The sequence below is a fragment of the Haloarcula sp. Atlit-120R genome (assembly GCF_003665885.1).
Lineage (GTDB): Archaea > Halobacteriota > Halobacteria > Halobacteriales > Haloarculaceae > Haloarcula > Haloarcula taiwanensis.
On the sequence record NZ_QPLN01000003.1, the window covers coordinates 193107 to 208533 of the forward strand.

Genomic DNA, 15427 nt, shown 5'->3' on the forward strand with positions numbered 1-15427 from the left:
AAAAACCCCGGCCGAGTGATCGGATACACTGGGATCGTTTCCCGCTTCAAAACATTACGTATCTCTTGACTGATGAGAGAGCGATGGTCAGTTCAGTCCGTCGAAACAATGAGGGAGCGGAACGGTGTCACAAGCGAAACCATGAACCCGCGATTCGAGGAAGTCAAGACGGAGGCGTCAGCCGCGATAACCGAATCCGACCTGCGCTCGGTGTACACAGGTATCATCCACGAGGACGGCCGCCACGAGTACTACTTCGGCAACGACACCGAGGAGGCCGCGGAACTCCGCGAGGCAGCGGCCATACAGCTCGGGATGTTGCTCCGCGTCCTTGCGGACCGCTCGGACAGCAGTGTCGACGAATTGACCGCGCTGGCTACTGAGCGGGCCGAGCAGATGGAGCTACGGTAAGATACGAACCGGCCCCCTTGGCTAGTCGGTGGTGGCGATAGCCTCGATTTCGACCGCTGCTCCCTTCGGGACCGCACCCACGCCGATGGCGCTCCGCGCTGGTGGGTCCGATTCGAAGAACTCGCTGTAGGCTTCATTGAATGCGTCGAAATCGTCGATGTCGTCGAGATAGACAGTGGTCTTGAGCACATCGTCGAGCGAGAGCCCGTCCGACTCCAGAATCGCCTCGACGTTGTGGAGACACTGCCGTGTCTGGTCGGCGACTGGTTCGTCGTCGAGCAGTTCGCCGTCTGTCGTTAGCGGGAGCTGTCCGGCGGTGATGAGGAGGTCGCCGTTCGACGTGGCCTGACTGTACGCGCCGACTGCGGCCGGTGCGTCGTCGGTGCTGATTGTTCGCTTCATACTCGGACAAACCTGCCCTCGTTGTATAAATCCCTGCCGTTGTAGGTCACGCTCACACAACGTTCTCGGGCGCTTACCAGTTGTGTCCCGTCATTGATTGATGACGATAATCGCGGTCAGCGCCAGCCCGATGCCCGCGGCTTTGGTCAGGGTCATCGATTCTCCGAAGGCGATGACGCCGATGACTGCAGCAGTGATGAAGTACATCCCGCCGATGGTAGAGACCACCGATGTCGATCCCACTGTTACGCCGACGAACGTCGAAACCACGCCGACGGCTGCCGCGACACCGGCCGCGCCGGCGAACAACAGCCCTCGATTCGTGACGACGAGCGACGCGTCAGAGACCGCGACGTAGATGCCTGTGACGACCGTCGCGGCTGCATAGGAGACAAACGCCGCGGTTTCCGGGTCCATTGTGCTCGATGCGACGTTGCCAAACGCGATCCAGAACCCCCAGGCTATCATCGTCCCCAGTCCGAACAGGACGGCGGCGTTCATCTGCCCGACCTCCGCGTGCGTCGGTTCCAACTCCGTTTACGTACTCCTGACGAACAGCGACACCTGGGACCGTACAATCGACGCATTGACACCATCGTACGGAGCCCATTGCCTTGAGTTCGGTGTCCACTCGCCGCGTGTTTTTTATGTCGACTCCGAGAACACTGTGACAATGGATAACGTCCCAGAAGACTCGTCGGACCGGACACTTGAGGACGTGTTCTATCCGGCCGACAGGGTTCCGTTCGTCGAATGGGACGAGCTATCTGGTGCGAAGCCGACGGTCGTCCTGACCGGCATGGTTGCGCTCCTCGCGTTCGTGACCGGGCTTTCGAATCTCAGTCGGGCGTCGCTTGCGATGCATGGTCCACTGAGCACAGTCGCCACCCTTCCGTTACCCGCCGTCCGGTTCGGCGGCGTGTTGTTCGCGTTCCTACTCGGCATCCTGACAGTCGGACTCCAGCGGCGCAAACGGCTTGCCTGGCGTGTGGCAGCTGTCGTGCTTCTCGGGCTGGCGTTCTTGCCGCTTGCCACGTTTCAGCCCACGGACATCCCCCTGCTGGTGATGACGCTGGTCACGTACCCGCTGTTACTCCGAAACCGACACCGGTTCGACCAGCCGCTCGACCTCTCGCCGATTCAGATTGCGTCGCTGTCAGCGATTTTCGGGGTCATTCTCTACGGAACTGTGGGCGCTTACGGGCTACGGGGCCAGTTTCTCGAACTCGACAGTTGGGGGGACGCCGTCTACTACGTCATCGTCACCATCGCGACGGTCGGCTACGGCGACATCACCCCCGTAACGGCGGAGGCACGGTGGTTCTCGCTCTCGATCATTCTGTTCGGGACCGGCGCGTTCACCGTCGCCGTGGGCGCGCTCATCGGGCCAGCTATCGAATCACGAATGGCGACAGCGTTCGGAGTCATGACCGCATCAGAACTCACACTCCTCGAGGACCACGTTGTGGTTCTCGGACACGGAGACGTTACGGCATCGCTGCTCAAGGAACTGGGCGACGAAACTGAGGTGGTCGTTGTTACGCCCGACGAGGACACGGTCGCGTCGCTGCAGGGCGAAGGTGTGAACCTGCTCACCGGCGACCCCACCGACGAGGCTGTTCTCAGAGATGCCCGCGTCGGAACTGCAAGTGGTGTTGTGGTGGGGAGCAACGACGACGCACGCGATGTACTGGCCGTCATCGCGACGAAGAACGTCAATCCGGACATCCGTACGGTCGCAGCGGCGACTGACCAGAAGCACGTCGAAAAGTTCCGCGCCGTCGGCGCTGACGAGGTTATCAATCCCCGTTCCATCGGCGGACGGCTTCTTGGACAGTCGGTGCTGGGCCGCGGGTCAACGGACTCGTTGCTGACCAGCATCGGGACCGACGACAGCGACCCTGCCAACTCCGAGTGACCCGGCCACCACTCCAGCGACGATAGTCTCGACCGGTACGGTCGACAGCTTCGACAGCGTTCTGGGATAGTAATATATGTTTTCGATACTGAATATCGAGGCATGGCCACCTCGGACGCAAGTGGCATTGCGGAGATAGTCGGCCGGCTACTGATCCCACTGTGTGCCGCGTCTGGGGCGCTCGTGCTTGCGGGCTTCTTTTTTCCGACGCTCGTCGGCGAAGCCGTGACCGGCCCGGTCTGGTTGACCGTCGCCCTCGTGTTTTTCACCTCGGGGCTGTGTTACATTGCGCTGCTCCCGTACTCCGAAGACACGACTGCGCCAGCCGCAGCCGATGTTTTCCTGCGTGTCCGACAGACCGACGTCCGGCAGGCTGTCCGGGGATTTCTCACCCAGCACGAACCAGCCATCCTCGCGTTCCCGGTGCTCGTGTTCGCCGCGTTCTTCGGGCTTCAGGTCGCATTCCCCGCACGGACGACAGGTGCTGTTGATGCTGCTGCGGCCACAGCCCTTCGCGGCGGCGGCCCACTGTTTCTCGCTGCCGTCTTTCTCTCCGTCTGTTACTGCCTGTTCCTGCTGTTGGGGCCTTGGGGCGATATCAAACTCGGCGGTCCGGAGACGGAGCCGAGTTACACCTATCCGACCTATTTCACGCTCGTGTTTACGGCCGGCATCGCGGCCGGACTGGTGTTCTGGGGGCCGACGGAGGCACTGTTTCACTTCACCCAACCGCCGCCGTACATCGGGGCCGCCGCCGGGTCGCAGGACGCTATCAACGGTGCGCTGGTGTACACCCTCTTTCACTGGGGCGTCTCGGCCTGGAGCGCGTACGCCGTCATCGGCGTTCCGATAGCGTACTTCGCGTTCACGCGAGGCGCACCGCTCCGGGTCTCGACGGTCTTGGCACCGGTGCTGGGAACTGACGGGCTGGATTCGGTCTGGACCAAACTGGTCGATACGCTGGCCGTCTTTGCCACTATTGGCGGCATCGCCACCTCCGTCGCACTCGTGAGCGAGCAGTTCCTCGCTGGCATCAATTACCAGTGGGGTGTGGCGGCCGGCGAGGTCGGACCGGTCCTGTTCGTCGGCGGACTGACGCTGATATTCGTCGTCTCCAGTGCGACCGGGATTCACCGCGGCATCCGTCGGATTGCCGGCCTCAACGTTGTCTTGTTCGGTCTGTTCACGCTCCTCATCGTGGCTGTGGGGCCACGGTCGTTCGTCCTCCAACAAGGGACACAGGCACTCGGCACCTACATCGTGGAGTTTGTTCCGCTGAGTCTCCACACCGGTGGGGCGTGGGTCGCGGAGTGGACTGTCTGGAACTGGTCGTGGTGGTTCTCCTGGGCTCCGTTTGCGGGGCTGTTCGTGGCCGCCCTCTCCCGCGGTCGACGGGTCAGGACTGTCGTGTTCACCAGCGTCGTCGCGACCTCGGTGGCGACGATGGTCTGGTTCCTGCTGCTCGGTGGCACATCCCTGTTCATCCAGCAAACGGGTCGGGCCGATATTCTCGCCGCTATCGCACAGCGCGGGGGTTCAGAAGCCGTCGCTGGATTCCCGCTGTTGTCCTCGCTGCCGCTGGGTCTGCTCCTGCTGTTTCTGTTTCTCGCGCTCATCATCGTGTTCATGGCCACATCAGCGGACACCTCGACACTCGTCGTCTCAGTACTGGCGACGCGACGGGGCGTGGCACCGTCAACGACGCATATCGTCTTCTGGGGGATTTTTCAGGGAGCGGTCGCCGTTTCGGTGTTGCTTCTCGGTGGCGCTGAGACGTTACAGGCGCTGGCTGTTCTAACCGGCGGTCCGTTCGCCGTCATTTCACTCGTGGCAGCCGGCGGGCTGACTGTGACCTGGCTTCGAGACGAGCGTGGCCACACGTCACTCCTCAGACGTGCCGTCAGGAAACTGCCTGATATTCAGACCCATCACGACGTGGACCCGCCCGAAGAGAAGTAGGCCCTACTCCCGCCGTGTGGTCACCCCTCAGCGATCCCCGTACAGAAGTTCTCAACCAGCTGTTTCCCCGCGTCGGTGAGGATACTTTCGGGGTGGAACTGAACGCCGATGTGTGGCTTCTCAGTGTGCTGGACGCCCATCACGACCCCCTGTTCGTCGTTAGTGTGAGCCGTCTCCTCGAGCGTATCCGGCAGCGCAGTAGTCTCGACGGCCAGCGAGTGATACCGCCCGACCTCGAACGGGTCGTCGACCCCGTCGTACAGCTCTGTCCCGTCGTGACGGACTTCGGAAGGTTTCCCGTGGACCACACTCGGTGCATGGCCGACGGGGGTTCCGTGGGCCGCACAGAGCGCCTGATGGCCAAGACAAACGCCTAGGGCCGGATACTCTGTCGCAGCGAAAACGTCGATTGACACGCCGGCCTCCGCTGGCGTCCCGGGACCGGGAGAGACGACGATTCCGTCCGGGTCGAGTTCGTGAATGCCGTCCACGTCGATAGCGTCGTTCCGGCGGACGGTTACCTCGTCGAACTCGCCGACGTACTGGACCAGATTGTAGGCGAACGAGTCGTAGTTATCTATGATGAGTATCATCGCATCTTCTCCATCGGCTCGGTCCCGGACTCGACCGCAAAGGACCCCTGCTCGCCCAGCGCTTCGTCGACGGCGGTGACGAGCGCCCGGGCCTTGTCCAGCGTTTCTTGATACTCCGCCTCCGGCTCCGAGTCGTGTACGATACCGCTCCCAACGCGGAGCCGGTACTCGCCGTCGTAATGGACCAGTGTCCTGATGGTGATGTTCAGTGTCGCGCGGTCGTCGAAGCCGAATACCCCAATACTGCCGGTGTATGGCCCCCGTCGGGTCTGTTCCACCTCATCGATAATCTCCATCGTCCGCGGCTTCGGCGCGCCGGTGATGGTTCCGCCGGGGAACACCGCAGCGACCGCGTCGGCGATACTTACGCTGTCGCGCAGTTCCCCTTCGATGAGAGACACGAGGTGCATCACCTCCGAATAGCGGTCGACGCGGCGGTACTCGGCGACATCCACAGTTCCGTACTGGCTGACCTTTCCGAGGTCGTTGCGTTCGAGGTCGACCAGCATCGCGTGTTCGGCCCGCTCTTTCTCGTCACTGCAGAGGTCCGCCTCGAGTTCCTCATCTTCAGCCGGCGTCGCGCCGCGCGGGCGCGTCCCGGCAATCGGCTCCGTGAGCAGCCGGTCGCCGTCGACGTCCAGCAACAGCTCCGGGCTGGCGCTGACGAGGTCGACTCCGGGGAATTCAAGCAGGGCCGAATACGGGGCCGGATTCACCCGGCGGACGGCGTCGAAGGTATTGACCGGGTGGACGGCCGCCGGGGCGGTCAGCCGGTGTGAGACGTTTGTCTGGAACGTGTCGCCGTCCCTGACGTACTGTTTTATCTGCCGGACGCGGTCCGCAAACGCCGCTTCGCCGCACTCGCTCTCGAACGTGGCCTGACTTGCCGCAGTCGGCTGGGGCTGGACGTGCCCCTCGCCGTGAACGGCGGCCTCGGCCAGTTCGCGGACCAGCTCGCGGCCACGCTCGTACGCCGTCTCGGCCGACTCGTCGACGACGGGACAGGCCGTCAGGTACAGTTCGATCTCTCCGTCATGTGGCTCCTCCCACGCGGCGACACACTCGAAGACGCCCAACTGGAGCCGTGGGAGACCGTCTGATACAGTCGTCTCCGGGATATCTTCGAGCTCCCGTGCGACGTCGTACGACAGCCAGCCGAACGCGCCGCACGGATATGGAACCGTACAGTCGCCCCGCTCTAGGTGTTCGCGGTCGAGTAGCTCGTCGATGGCGTCGATGCTCGGACTGCTGCCGTCCTGTGCGGATGTCGCCCCTGCGGAGACCTCGATTTGCTCGACCGGGTCGACGCCGAAATACCCCCAGCCGGACTGCCCGCCGGTCGTTTCGAGATAGAACCCGTCTGTGGTCCCGCTGCGGGCGCGGCGATACGCCTCGAACGGATCGGTGACTGTGAGGCGAGCTTCGACCGGCACGCGAGCGCCGTCGGGGGCCCGTTCTGCAGTTTCGAGGAACGATTCTCTGTCGGTGCTGAACCGGATATCAGTCATAGTGCAGTTTCCCGAACGAGAGGCACATGCCTCCCGGTATGGTTGTCTAGACCAAGCATGGGTCAGGACAAAAACTTTCGGTCCCTTGCCCCTCCGGCCGATATGCTGTTGAATCGTCGACCGATTGTGGTTGGTCGCTGGACGAATAGCCGATGGTATTTCAACGGTTGGACTATTCCACATCACCCACTATACCCGCTGGGTTTGAGACGGATATCGAACGCTTGCCCGGTCTCCAGCTGCTGACTGACAGCAGCGATTCCACTCCCGAACACCTTCCCGGGAGATTCCGGGCTGAGAACGAACACAGCAATAATGACAACGATAATCGACGGTAACGAGATCGGTGACCAGATCACAGAGGGCGTGGCAGCGTGTGCTGACACGCTCGTCAGCGAGGGCGTCACACCGGGGCTGGCGACTGTGCTGATGAGCGACGACGGCGCGAGTGAGACGTACGTCTCGATGAAACAACAGGCCTGCGAGGAAATCGGCATCGAGGGGTTCCATCACGAAATCGGTCCGGCCGAACCGGCTGAGACACTGTTTGCGACTATCGACGAACTGAACGCGGACCCGGCTGTTCACGGAATCCTCGTCCAGATGCCGGTCCCCGACCACGTGCACAAGCGTGACGTGCTGGAGCGCATCGACCCGATGAAAGATGTCGACGGGTTCCACCCCGAAAATGTCGGCCGGCTCGTCGCAGGGAACGCACGATACAAGCCTTGCACGCCCCACGGAATACAGAAAATACTGGCCGAAACTGGCGTTGAGACGGCGGGGAAAGACGCTGTCGTCGTCGGCCGCTCAGACATCGTCGGCAAACCGATGGCGAACCTGCTCATCCAGTACGGACCGGGCGGCAACGCGACGACGACCGTGTGTCACTCACGGACCGACGCTCTCGCCGAAAAGACTCGCAACGCCGACATCGTGATCGCCGCCGCCGGCGTTCCAGAAATGATAGACGGAGCGATGCTCTCGGAGGGCACGACAGTCATCGATGTCGGTATCAATCGGGTTGATGCTGACACGGACAAGGGATACAAACTTGTCGGGGACGTAGACTTCGAGAGCGCCAAAGCGAAGGCGGACGCCATCACGCCGGTCCCCGGTGGGGTCGGCCCGCTCACCATTGCGATGTTGATGTACAATACAGTGAAAGCAGCTAGCCTCCAGTCCGGCGTCGATATTACACTCCCGTAGGACAGATGTCCATCTACAGGGTGTCCGCGTGGGCTGTTACACTGTCTCGACTTCGCCACATTCCGGGCACGTAATCAGGAGTTCACCGGCCGGGCTCTGCCCTCCTTCGATGGCGTTGTGGCCACTGGCACACTGTTCGTGCATGTACACTTCGTGGCTGCCGTGCTCACGCAGCCAGATATGGCCTTCTTCGGGTGCTGATACGATGCCATGACAGAAGTAGCACTCGCCGTTCATACAGAGTCGATGATAAGCCAGTATCAAATAGTTACCTCTCAGTCTGGGATTCTGGTTAGTTCTGGTGTTACTGCGCAAGCGAGAACACAACATGTATGAGAAAAGATAGCTGTTGTTTCAAGATTAAGGTGGTTCAGGGCAACAACTCGATATGGACTACTGTTACACGGGCGACGCGCACGAGAAACTGTTCGCAGCGTATCGGGCAGATGAAGACCCGTTCCCGACCCAGACACAGATGGAGTTCCCGCGACGGGAACACCGAAGGCCGGAAGTCGACATCCTCAAACGACTATTCTTCCCGACCTGCTGGAACGCCGCTGAACTGGTCCGGGACGAACTCGCCGTTCTGGACCGACTCGACACCCTGGGCGGTCTCTTCTTTGCCGGTATCAGACCGTACTCCGGATCGGACCCCGCTGAAACAGTCGATGCCGTCATCGAGCAACTCCCGGCGGTTCGCAGGCGACTCAAAAAAGACGTCGAGGCCGCGTTCAAAGGCGACCCGGCGGCGAAGACGTACATGGAGATAATCCGGTCCTATCCGGGCTTCATGGCGATACTCGTACAACGGGTCGCACATACCCTCTACGAGGCCGAGGCCTCCGAGTACGCTCGCGAACTCACCGAATACGCCAAGACTGAGACCGGCATCGACATCCACCCCGGCGCCGAGATCGGCGATCACTTCTTCATCGATCACGGAACCGGCGTCGTTATCGGTGAAACCACCACCGTGGGGGAGTGGGTCCGCCTCTATCAGGACGTGACGCTTGGCGCACTCCACTTCGAAGCAGACGAGAGCGACGAACACAGATTAAAGAAGGGATACAAACGACACCCGGACATCGGCGACCACGTCGTCATCGGCGCTGGCACGAAAGTACTGGGCGCTATTACTGTTGGTGACCACGTCAGCATCGGGGCGAACTCCTGGGTCACTGACGACGTTCCGGACGAGACGAAAGTGTACGTCACAGACCACCCGACGCAGGAACGGAAACGAACAAAGTAAACTGCAACTGTTACGGCGTGGTTTCCGAGACTGCGGTGATACTACGAATCGGTCCGACAAACGCTTCTGAAATGCGTATCCGGCCCGAGCAACGCTCATACTGCTGTTGTCAGTCCAGTCGCGGGGCGTATAGATTAGAATAACAACTGTACCAGCATTAGGTTCTGTTTCAATCGCTCTCCCCGGAGCCCTAATCGTCGCCGGGAACGAACTCAGCGACGCCGCTCAGGTTTTGTGACCAGACGCCCTCACTACGGTCGAGTCCGTCGTTCCACTTCCCCACAACGGTCGAAACCGCGAGGTCGCCGGTGACGTTGTTCATCGTCGCAATCCGCCCCAGGATTGGGTCCACGCCGGCGACGAACCCAACGACCTCCAGCGGGAGGCCAACCTGTGTGAGAATTACAGTGAGCATGACAATGCCTGCTCCCGGAACGCCAGCGGTTCCGATACTGATGAGGACAGCCACTATCAAGACAAAGACCTGTTCAGTAAGTACCAGTGGCTGTCCGACGACGTTTGCAGCGAACATCACGGTGATTGCCTGTCGGATGGCGGCCCCATCCATATTCGCCGTTGCACCGACTGGAAGCGTAAACGAATACACCCGCTCGGCGATCTGCAGGTCTTCGTCCGCATTACGCATCGTGACAGGGAGCGTTCCACTCGACGACCGAGTTGCGAATGCGGTCACCATCGCGTCTCTTGCCCCGCTGAGGAACGCGATCGGGGAGACATCTGCGACCACGCCCATCAAGAAAACGAGATAGGTGAAGCCGATATGAATGACGATTGCGATTGTGACTGCCAACACGAGCTCGCCCAGCGAAGAAAACAGGCCGATGCCTTCAGTGCCGATTCCGGACGCCATCAGCGCGAATACGCCGAGTACGCCGAATTCGAGCACCCCTCGAACGATGACGAACATCGCTTCAGCACCCACTTCAAAGGCCTCGAACACTGAATCGACACGCTCTGCGAGCGCGTCTTGCTGAGAGCGGACGTACGTCAGCGCGATTCCGAACACGATGACGAAGAAAACCGTCGCCAGCAAATTCCCCTCTGCGAGCGCCGCAACGGGATTGTTCGGCACGATACCGAGAATCACATCCAGCAGTGACGGCGGCGCTTTCGATTGCGCTTCACCGCCGCCGAACTCGACCCCACGGCCCGGCTGAAGCACGTTTGCAACCGCAAGGCCAATGATGCCTGCGAGGGTCGTCGTCAGGGCGTAGAGCGCGACTGTCGCACCACCAATCTTCCCAAGTTTCGCGGGGGAGAGCTGGCGAATGCCGGTCAGCAGTGTGAAGACGATAATCGGGATGACCAGCATATTGAGCAGCCGCAGGAAGAGGTCGCCCACTGGTCTGACTACGGCCATCTGTTCCCCGAACGCGATACCGGCACCTGTTCCCACCACGAAAGCGACGAAGATGCGCCAGATGAGCGGGATGGATCGATACCGGCTCCACAGTGTCCGAGCGGATCGTATCATATCATACGGCAACGGGCGATCTTATAAAAACCCGTCAGCATCGCCAGTATGTGCAACCGGCTATGATGCGGTCTTCGCTTAGAACATTCCGTTTACAGGCATGTTTATCGGCAAACGGCAAGTGCTACTGCTGAATCGCTGAAAAGATAGCAGAATACCGATTGTAGTTCGCTTGTTTTCAGAAGTGCGACGCCGCTGCCACTCCTGTCTGACGGCCATACTTACCGTTTTCCGCTTCGCTGTCGATTTTCTCGATCCAGCAGTATGGCCCAGTCAGTGCTGTTCAGCAGACTGGTCTCGGTCAGTCGGCCGGTCGACTGGTTTTCGGCTCGACGACCCGACGAAGCTCCGCTCGCAACGCCGTCCACTTTGCCGCAATGAATCCCATGAGGATGCACGCAAATCCGCCGACGGTAGCGAGCGTGACCTGCTGGTCGAGCACGATCCAGCCGGCAAGCGCAGCAAACAGCGGAATGACGTATTCGATGAAACTCATCTCGATAGGACCCAGCTGGTCGAGTAAGCGGAAGTACAGCAGGAAGCCACCGATGCCAGCGACAACAGCCAAATACAACAGCGCTGCGAATGCGGACGGCGTCCACGATGCGTCTGCAAACGACTGCCCGGGAAGCGCGAGCACGGTGACATGGAGGACAACGGCCCCGATAGCCATCAACCACGCCTGCGTGGCCAGAAATGACATCGACGGGCTGGTGTCGTGCGTGACGACGGCCGGGATGGCAAACGCCAGCGCCGACGCGAACACGAGTGCGATTCCGATAGTGCTGCTGAGAAGATTCGCCGGGTCAGGGTCAGCGATGACGATGACGCCGACGAACCCAAGTACTACCCCGACACCGGTATTTGCGGTGAACGTGTCATCGCTGGACGCGAGCTTCGTCAACGCGGGGGTCACGACGGGAACGAGGCCGAGCAGCACGGCAGCGACAGCCCCGGTGACGTACTGTTGCCCGGTAAACAGGAATACGTGATGTATTCCGATCATAAGTGTTCCGCCAGCGAGGACGTACACGTAGTCGTCGCGGGTCTGTGGCCGTTCGAGGGACCCTGTGACAGCCAACGCGGCAAACAGGAGAACGGAGGCGATGTCGAAGCGTGCGGCAGCGAAGGGTACCGGCGGCAGGTCGGCGAGGCCGACGTCTGTCGCCATGAAGGCGGTGCCCCAGATCGCAGCCAGAAGGAGAAAGCAACCGGTCGTTCGATAGCGACTCATTCGACTGTCGGTCACCACCCGACGGTAAAAGGACCGTCGAAACCCGTTCCAAATTGCTAGATGTTGGCACTGCGACAGCGAACACCTGACGCGATGTTACTGGTTGGGTGGCATCTGCCCGGAGCCGGCTGATTGAGTCACGTCCCACAGTGAGTAACGTCGACAGCGGTCCGATTTTACGCCGAACCCGATTTGTTCTTTTGAATGAGGCTCTGGCTGTGTACTATGCCCTATGGAACGGCATACTGCAGCTGCAGAATCAAATATTGTAAAATTGAATCCAGAATATGAATATTTGGAGATAAACATCTCTCACAGGAGGGTATAAGCCTACACGCTAGGAATATGCCTCTGTGCCGTATTCATATCCGAGTCTTCGATGACTGTATCCGCTGCGTCGATTGCTGTTTCGGGAACGCGTTCGTCGGGGTCGAACAACACCGCGGTATCTGCCTCGACGAATGCCTCAGTATCGGTGTGGGAATCGCCGATATAGGTGATCGACGTGGGTTTTTGCTTGGTTCGAATCTCTCTCAATAATTCTCCTTTCTGAGTGGGTCCGACACCGACGTCGATACCCGAAATCCGGTTATCCTCGAATCGAAGCCAGTTTCCACGAATAAACGCCGGGTCATATGGTTCGAACCGTGTCGCAAGGTTTGCGACGCCAGCACTGAGGATTCCAAACCCGAAATCCGTTTGCTGGAGGTGTTTGAGGAGGTCGACAGCACCCGCTTTCGGCTTAACTGCCCGGGTCGCGCGCTCGATGTCCGACCTGGTGACATCGTTCGCACGCCACACATCGACCGCTCCTCGACACCACTCTGCAAACGTAATCTCTCCGGCCTCGAACCGGTCTATCAGCGCCTCGGCCTCGGATGTCGTTCCATAGAGGGTGTGCAATAGCTCGAACCCACCGCGCTGCCGAGTGAGCGTCCCATCGAGGTCGAACACTACCAGATGCGACATACTACCGTTCTGCAATAACCTCTATTTCGACGTCGATATCCACTGGCAATTTAACGACCTCCACGGCACTGCGAGCGGGATAGGGTGGTGACATGAGCTCACCGTACACCTCGTTCACCTCGTCGTAGTACCGCATATCCTTCACGAATACCGTCGCTTTCACGACATCGTCGAGCGACGCGCCACCGGCCTGTAGCACCGCCGCGACGTTCTGGAGTGTCTGTCGTGTCTGTTCGCCGGGCGTGCCCTGGATTACCTCGCCAGTGTCCGGGTCGACTGGGCCCTGTCCGGAAACGTAAATGCGGTCGCCGCTAGCGATTCCCTGTGAATACGGGCCGATACTCTCGGGTGCGTCGTCAGTTGTTAGTTCTTCCATGGCTGTTACTTAGCTGTCGGCTGGTCGTCCGCGTCGTAGATCTCATTTATGAATGATGTCGGCAGGCTCGTCGTCAATCCGCCGTCAAGCACCAGATTCTCACCGGTAACGAAACTCGACATCTCGGAGGCGAGGAACAGGCTCGCATCAGCGACCTCCCTCGGTGTGCCGAACCGACCGAGCGGATACTGGTCGAGCCAGCGCTCCCGTGCGCTCGTCTCTCCGGTCCGTTCCTCTGTGTTTGCCATCTCTGCCCGCCTGTTCGCCGTTTCGATGGTCGCCGCTGAAATAACGTTCGAGCGGACCCCGTGCTGGCCGTAATGGGCGGCGATGTTTCGGGAAAGCGCCAGCAGTCCGCTTTTCGCCTCTGAGTAGCCCGAGAGCCCGATACCGAACAGGCCGTTGACCGAGCCCATGTGGATTATCGACCCGCCGCCAGCGGCGACCATCGCCGGCAGTACCGCTTTGCTCAGGATGAACTGGCTCTTCAGGTTCAGGTCGACCATCGACTCGAAGGTCTCCTCGTCACACCGGTGCAACAGATTGGCGGACTCGTCTGCGCCGCCAGCGTTGTTCACAAGAACGCGAACGTCCCCGAATTCCTCGATGGTCGTGTCGACGAGGTCCCGCACTGCCCCCCGGTCTGTGACGTCACACTCGACCGGAACAACGCGGCCCTCGTGTGTGTCGGTGAGGTCCGTTGCAACCGTTTCAACGTCCTCGTAGGTGCGCGAGCAGACGACGACATTGCCACCCGCTTCGGCGAATCGAGCCGCGATCTCGCGCCCGATACCCCGCGACGCGCCGGTCACAATGGCCGGTCGGTCCGCTAGTGATAACTCTACCATGACATGAACTCCCACGTAACCTGTCCTCTTGAATGTTGCTCTTGTCCGCTCATGTAATTCGATACTCCTCGACGGCGGCCATATCCACAGTGATACCGAGGCCAGGACCCTCCGGGGCTGGGAGGCAGCCATCGCTGACGCTGAACGGAGCCTTGATGACATCTGCCTCCCAGCCGTAATACGTCGAATCCGGGGGCAGTGAAAAGCCCGGGATACCGGTGAACGCGTGAAGGATCGCCGCAGTCCGAATCCCCAGGTCGAACGCACAGTGGTGCGTGAAGGGGACTCCAGCGTCTTCGAGGATTGCTGCCTGTTGTCGAATCCCGCTGATACCGCCAGCCGGAGTCAGGTCGATAACGCCGACATCCATCGCGCCAGTCTCCACGAGCGACTGCAGATTATGCGAGATATAGGTGTCCTCGTTCGGCGCGATCGGCTGGCGGAGTCGTTGCCGGAGCCGAGCTAGTGACGTGTGTGCATCGACCCGAATCGGTTGTTCCATGTACTGCAGGTAGATTCCCGTATCCTCAAGCATCGCGCCGACTCGAACTGCCTGGTCGAGCGTCCAGCCCTGATTCGGGTCGAGTCGGAACTCCAGTTGCCCGTTGACTTCGTCATGCATCGCTTTGATTCGCTCGACATCCTGTCGCCAGTCCCGCCCCGCCTTTGTTTTGAGAACCGTGAAGCCAGCTTCGAGCGCTTCTCGTGCCTTGATACGGGACTCCTCGGGCGAGAGGATGCCGAGGCAGAACGCGACGGGGACGTCAGCGGGTGCAGGACTGTTGCCGTCGACGCTCTGCCGGTGTTGCTGAGTACCCTGTGTCGGTGCTGTCCACCCCCCGAGCAGTTCATACACCGGTCTATCGAGGGCTTTGCCGACAATGTCCCAGCAGGCTGTTTCGACCGCCGCAAAGAACATATCCACGTTCGTGTACTCGACGAACACCTGTCGACGGAGTCGCTCGATCTCGAACGGCGACTGGCCCTCAATCATCGGTCCGACGCCGTCTTCGATAATCGACTCGGTGGCCGCCGGTGACAGGAAGACACGCATTTCACCCCAGCCGCTAATCCCTTCGTTCGTGTCGACACGGACGAGGACGCGCTCCATCGAGTGTAGTTTCCCGTGATTTGTCACGTACGGCCCGATTCCGAGATGCTCATCCAAGTCGGCCAACGGTACATCTACAGTGACCGCTGACACGCCGGTTATCTCCATGCACTCCAGTCGTTCGGGAACCGATATCAAAGTA

16 protein-coding genes are annotated in these 15427 nt (G+C 60.4%); 5 read left to right on the forward strand and 11 right to left on the reverse strand.

What is annotated here, in order from left to right; translation table 11 throughout:
- The first annotated feature begins 141 nt into the window (after window positions 1-141).
- A complete protein-coding gene (locus DVK01_RS12750) occupies window positions 142-411 on the forward strand; it encodes a hypothetical protein (RefSeq protein ID WP_101351931.1) in 270 nt (89 codons plus the stop codon).
- A gap of 21 nt (window positions 412-432) precedes the next feature.
- On the opposite strand, the gene DVK01_RS12755 is transcribed toward DVK01_RS12750, so the two are convergent.
- Both DVK01_RS12755 and DVK01_RS12760 read right to left on the reverse strand, forming a co-directional pair.
- Window positions 433-813, reverse strand: coding sequence for a Rid family detoxifying hydrolase (locus tag DVK01_RS12755; RefSeq protein WP_121537003.1), 381 nt, complete (start codon window positions 811-813; stop codon window positions 433-435).
- A 90-nt stretch (window positions 814-903) separates the two neighbouring features.
- The gene (locus DVK01_RS12760) at window positions 904-1314 is read right to left on the reverse strand and encodes an EamA family transporter (RefSeq protein ID WP_121512657.1); all 411 of its coding nucleotides are present in this window, start codon (window positions 1312-1314) and stop codon (window positions 904-906) included.
- Window positions 1315-1486: 172 nt separating this feature from the next.
- Here DVK01_RS12760 and DVK01_RS12765 point away from each other — a divergent pair, with 172 nt between their 5' ends.
- Together DVK01_RS12765 and DVK01_RS12770 are read left to right on the forward strand one after the other, a co-directional pair.
- Window positions 1487-2731, forward strand: coding sequence for an NAD-binding protein (locus DVK01_RS12765; RefSeq protein WP_101351760.1), 1245 nt, complete (start codon window positions 1487-1489; stop codon window positions 2729-2731).
- A 102-nt stretch (window positions 2732-2833) separates the two neighbouring features.
- On the forward strand, window positions 2834-4690 hold the full coding sequence (locus DVK01_RS12770) for a BCCT family transporter (RefSeq protein WP_121537005.1): 1857 nt from the start codon (window positions 2834-2836) through the stop codon (window positions 4688-4690).
- Between the two features lie 20 nt (window positions 4691-4710).
- Here the strand turns inward: DVK01_RS12770 and DVK01_RS12775 are convergent, their stop codons facing one another.
- Window positions 4711-5283 (reverse strand): aminodeoxychorismate/anthranilate synthase component II, encoded by a 573-nt coding sequence (locus DVK01_RS12775; protein WP_101351762.1) that lies wholly within the window; start codon window positions 5281-5283, stop codon window positions 4711-4713.
- A complete protein-coding gene (gene pabB, locus DVK01_RS12780; protein WP_121537007.1) occupies window positions 5280-6791 on the reverse strand; it encodes an aminodeoxychorismate synthase, component I in 1512 nt (503 codons plus the stop codon). Before pabB ends, DVK01_RS12775 begins: the two co-directional genes overlap by 4 nt.
- A 315-nt stretch (window positions 6792-7106) precedes the next feature.
- Between pabB and DVK01_RS12785 the strand changes: the two genes are divergently transcribed.
- Window positions 7107-8000 carry a bifunctional methylenetetrahydrofolate dehydrogenase/methenyltetrahydrofolate cyclohydrolase gene (locus DVK01_RS12785; RefSeq protein ID WP_101351764.1) on the forward strand — a complete coding sequence of 298 codons (894 nt, stop codon included), beginning with the start codon at window positions 7107-7109 and terminating at the stop codon, window positions 7998-8000.
- Window positions 8001-8036: 36 nt separating this feature from the next.
- Here the strand turns inward: DVK01_RS12785 and DVK01_RS12790 are convergent, their stop codons facing one another.
- Complete coding sequence (locus DVK01_RS12790) at window positions 8037-8237, reverse strand: hypothetical protein (protein ID WP_121537009.1); 201 nt, start codon at window positions 8235-8237, stop codon at window positions 8037-8039.
- Window positions 8238-8388: 151 nt separating this feature from the next.
- Here DVK01_RS12790 and epsC point away from each other — a divergent pair, with 151 nt between their 5' ends.
- A complete protein-coding gene (gene epsC / locus DVK01_RS12795; RefSeq protein ID WP_101351766.1) occupies window positions 8389-9252 on the forward strand; it encodes a serine O-acetyltransferase EpsC in 864 nt (287 codons plus the stop codon).
- A 190-nt stretch (window positions 9253-9442) separates the two neighbouring features.
- Here epsC and DVK01_RS12800 read toward each other — a convergent pair whose 3' ends face one another.
- The 6 genes from DVK01_RS12800 to DVK01_RS12825 all read right to left on the reverse strand — a co-directional run bounded on the left by DVK01_RS12800 (window position 9443) and on the right by DVK01_RS12825 (window position 15393).
- A complete protein-coding gene (locus DVK01_RS12800; RefSeq protein WP_121537011.1) occupies window positions 9443-10747 on the reverse strand; it encodes a dicarboxylate/amino acid:cation symporter in 1305 nt (434 codons plus the stop codon).
- A 301-nt stretch (window positions 10748-11048) separates the two neighbouring features.
- On the reverse strand, window positions 11049-11981 hold the full coding sequence (locus tag DVK01_RS12805) for a DMT family transporter (protein WP_101351768.1): 933 nt from the start codon (window positions 11979-11981) through the stop codon (window positions 11049-11051).
- Window positions 11982-12311: 330 nt separating this feature from the next.
- Entirely contained in the window at window positions 12312-12950 is a 639-nt protein-coding gene (locus tag DVK01_RS12810) for an HAD family phosphatase (protein ID WP_121537013.1), read from the reverse strand.
- Window position 12951: 1 nt separating this feature from the next.
- A complete protein-coding gene (locus tag DVK01_RS12815) occupies window positions 12952-13326 on the reverse strand; it encodes a Rid family detoxifying hydrolase (RefSeq protein ID WP_121537015.1) in 375 nt (124 codons plus the stop codon).
- Window positions 13327-13331: 5 nt separating this feature from the next.
- Window positions 13332-14174, reverse strand: coding sequence for an SDR family NAD(P)-dependent oxidoreductase (locus DVK01_RS12820; protein WP_101351771.1), 843 nt, complete (start codon window positions 14172-14174; stop codon window positions 13332-13334).
- Between the two features lie 49 nt (window positions 14175-14223).
- Entirely contained in the window at window positions 14224-15393 is a 1170-nt protein-coding gene (locus DVK01_RS12825; protein ID WP_121537017.1) for a mandelate racemase/muconate lactonizing enzyme family protein, read from the reverse strand.
- Window positions 15394-15427 lie beyond the last annotated feature (34 nt).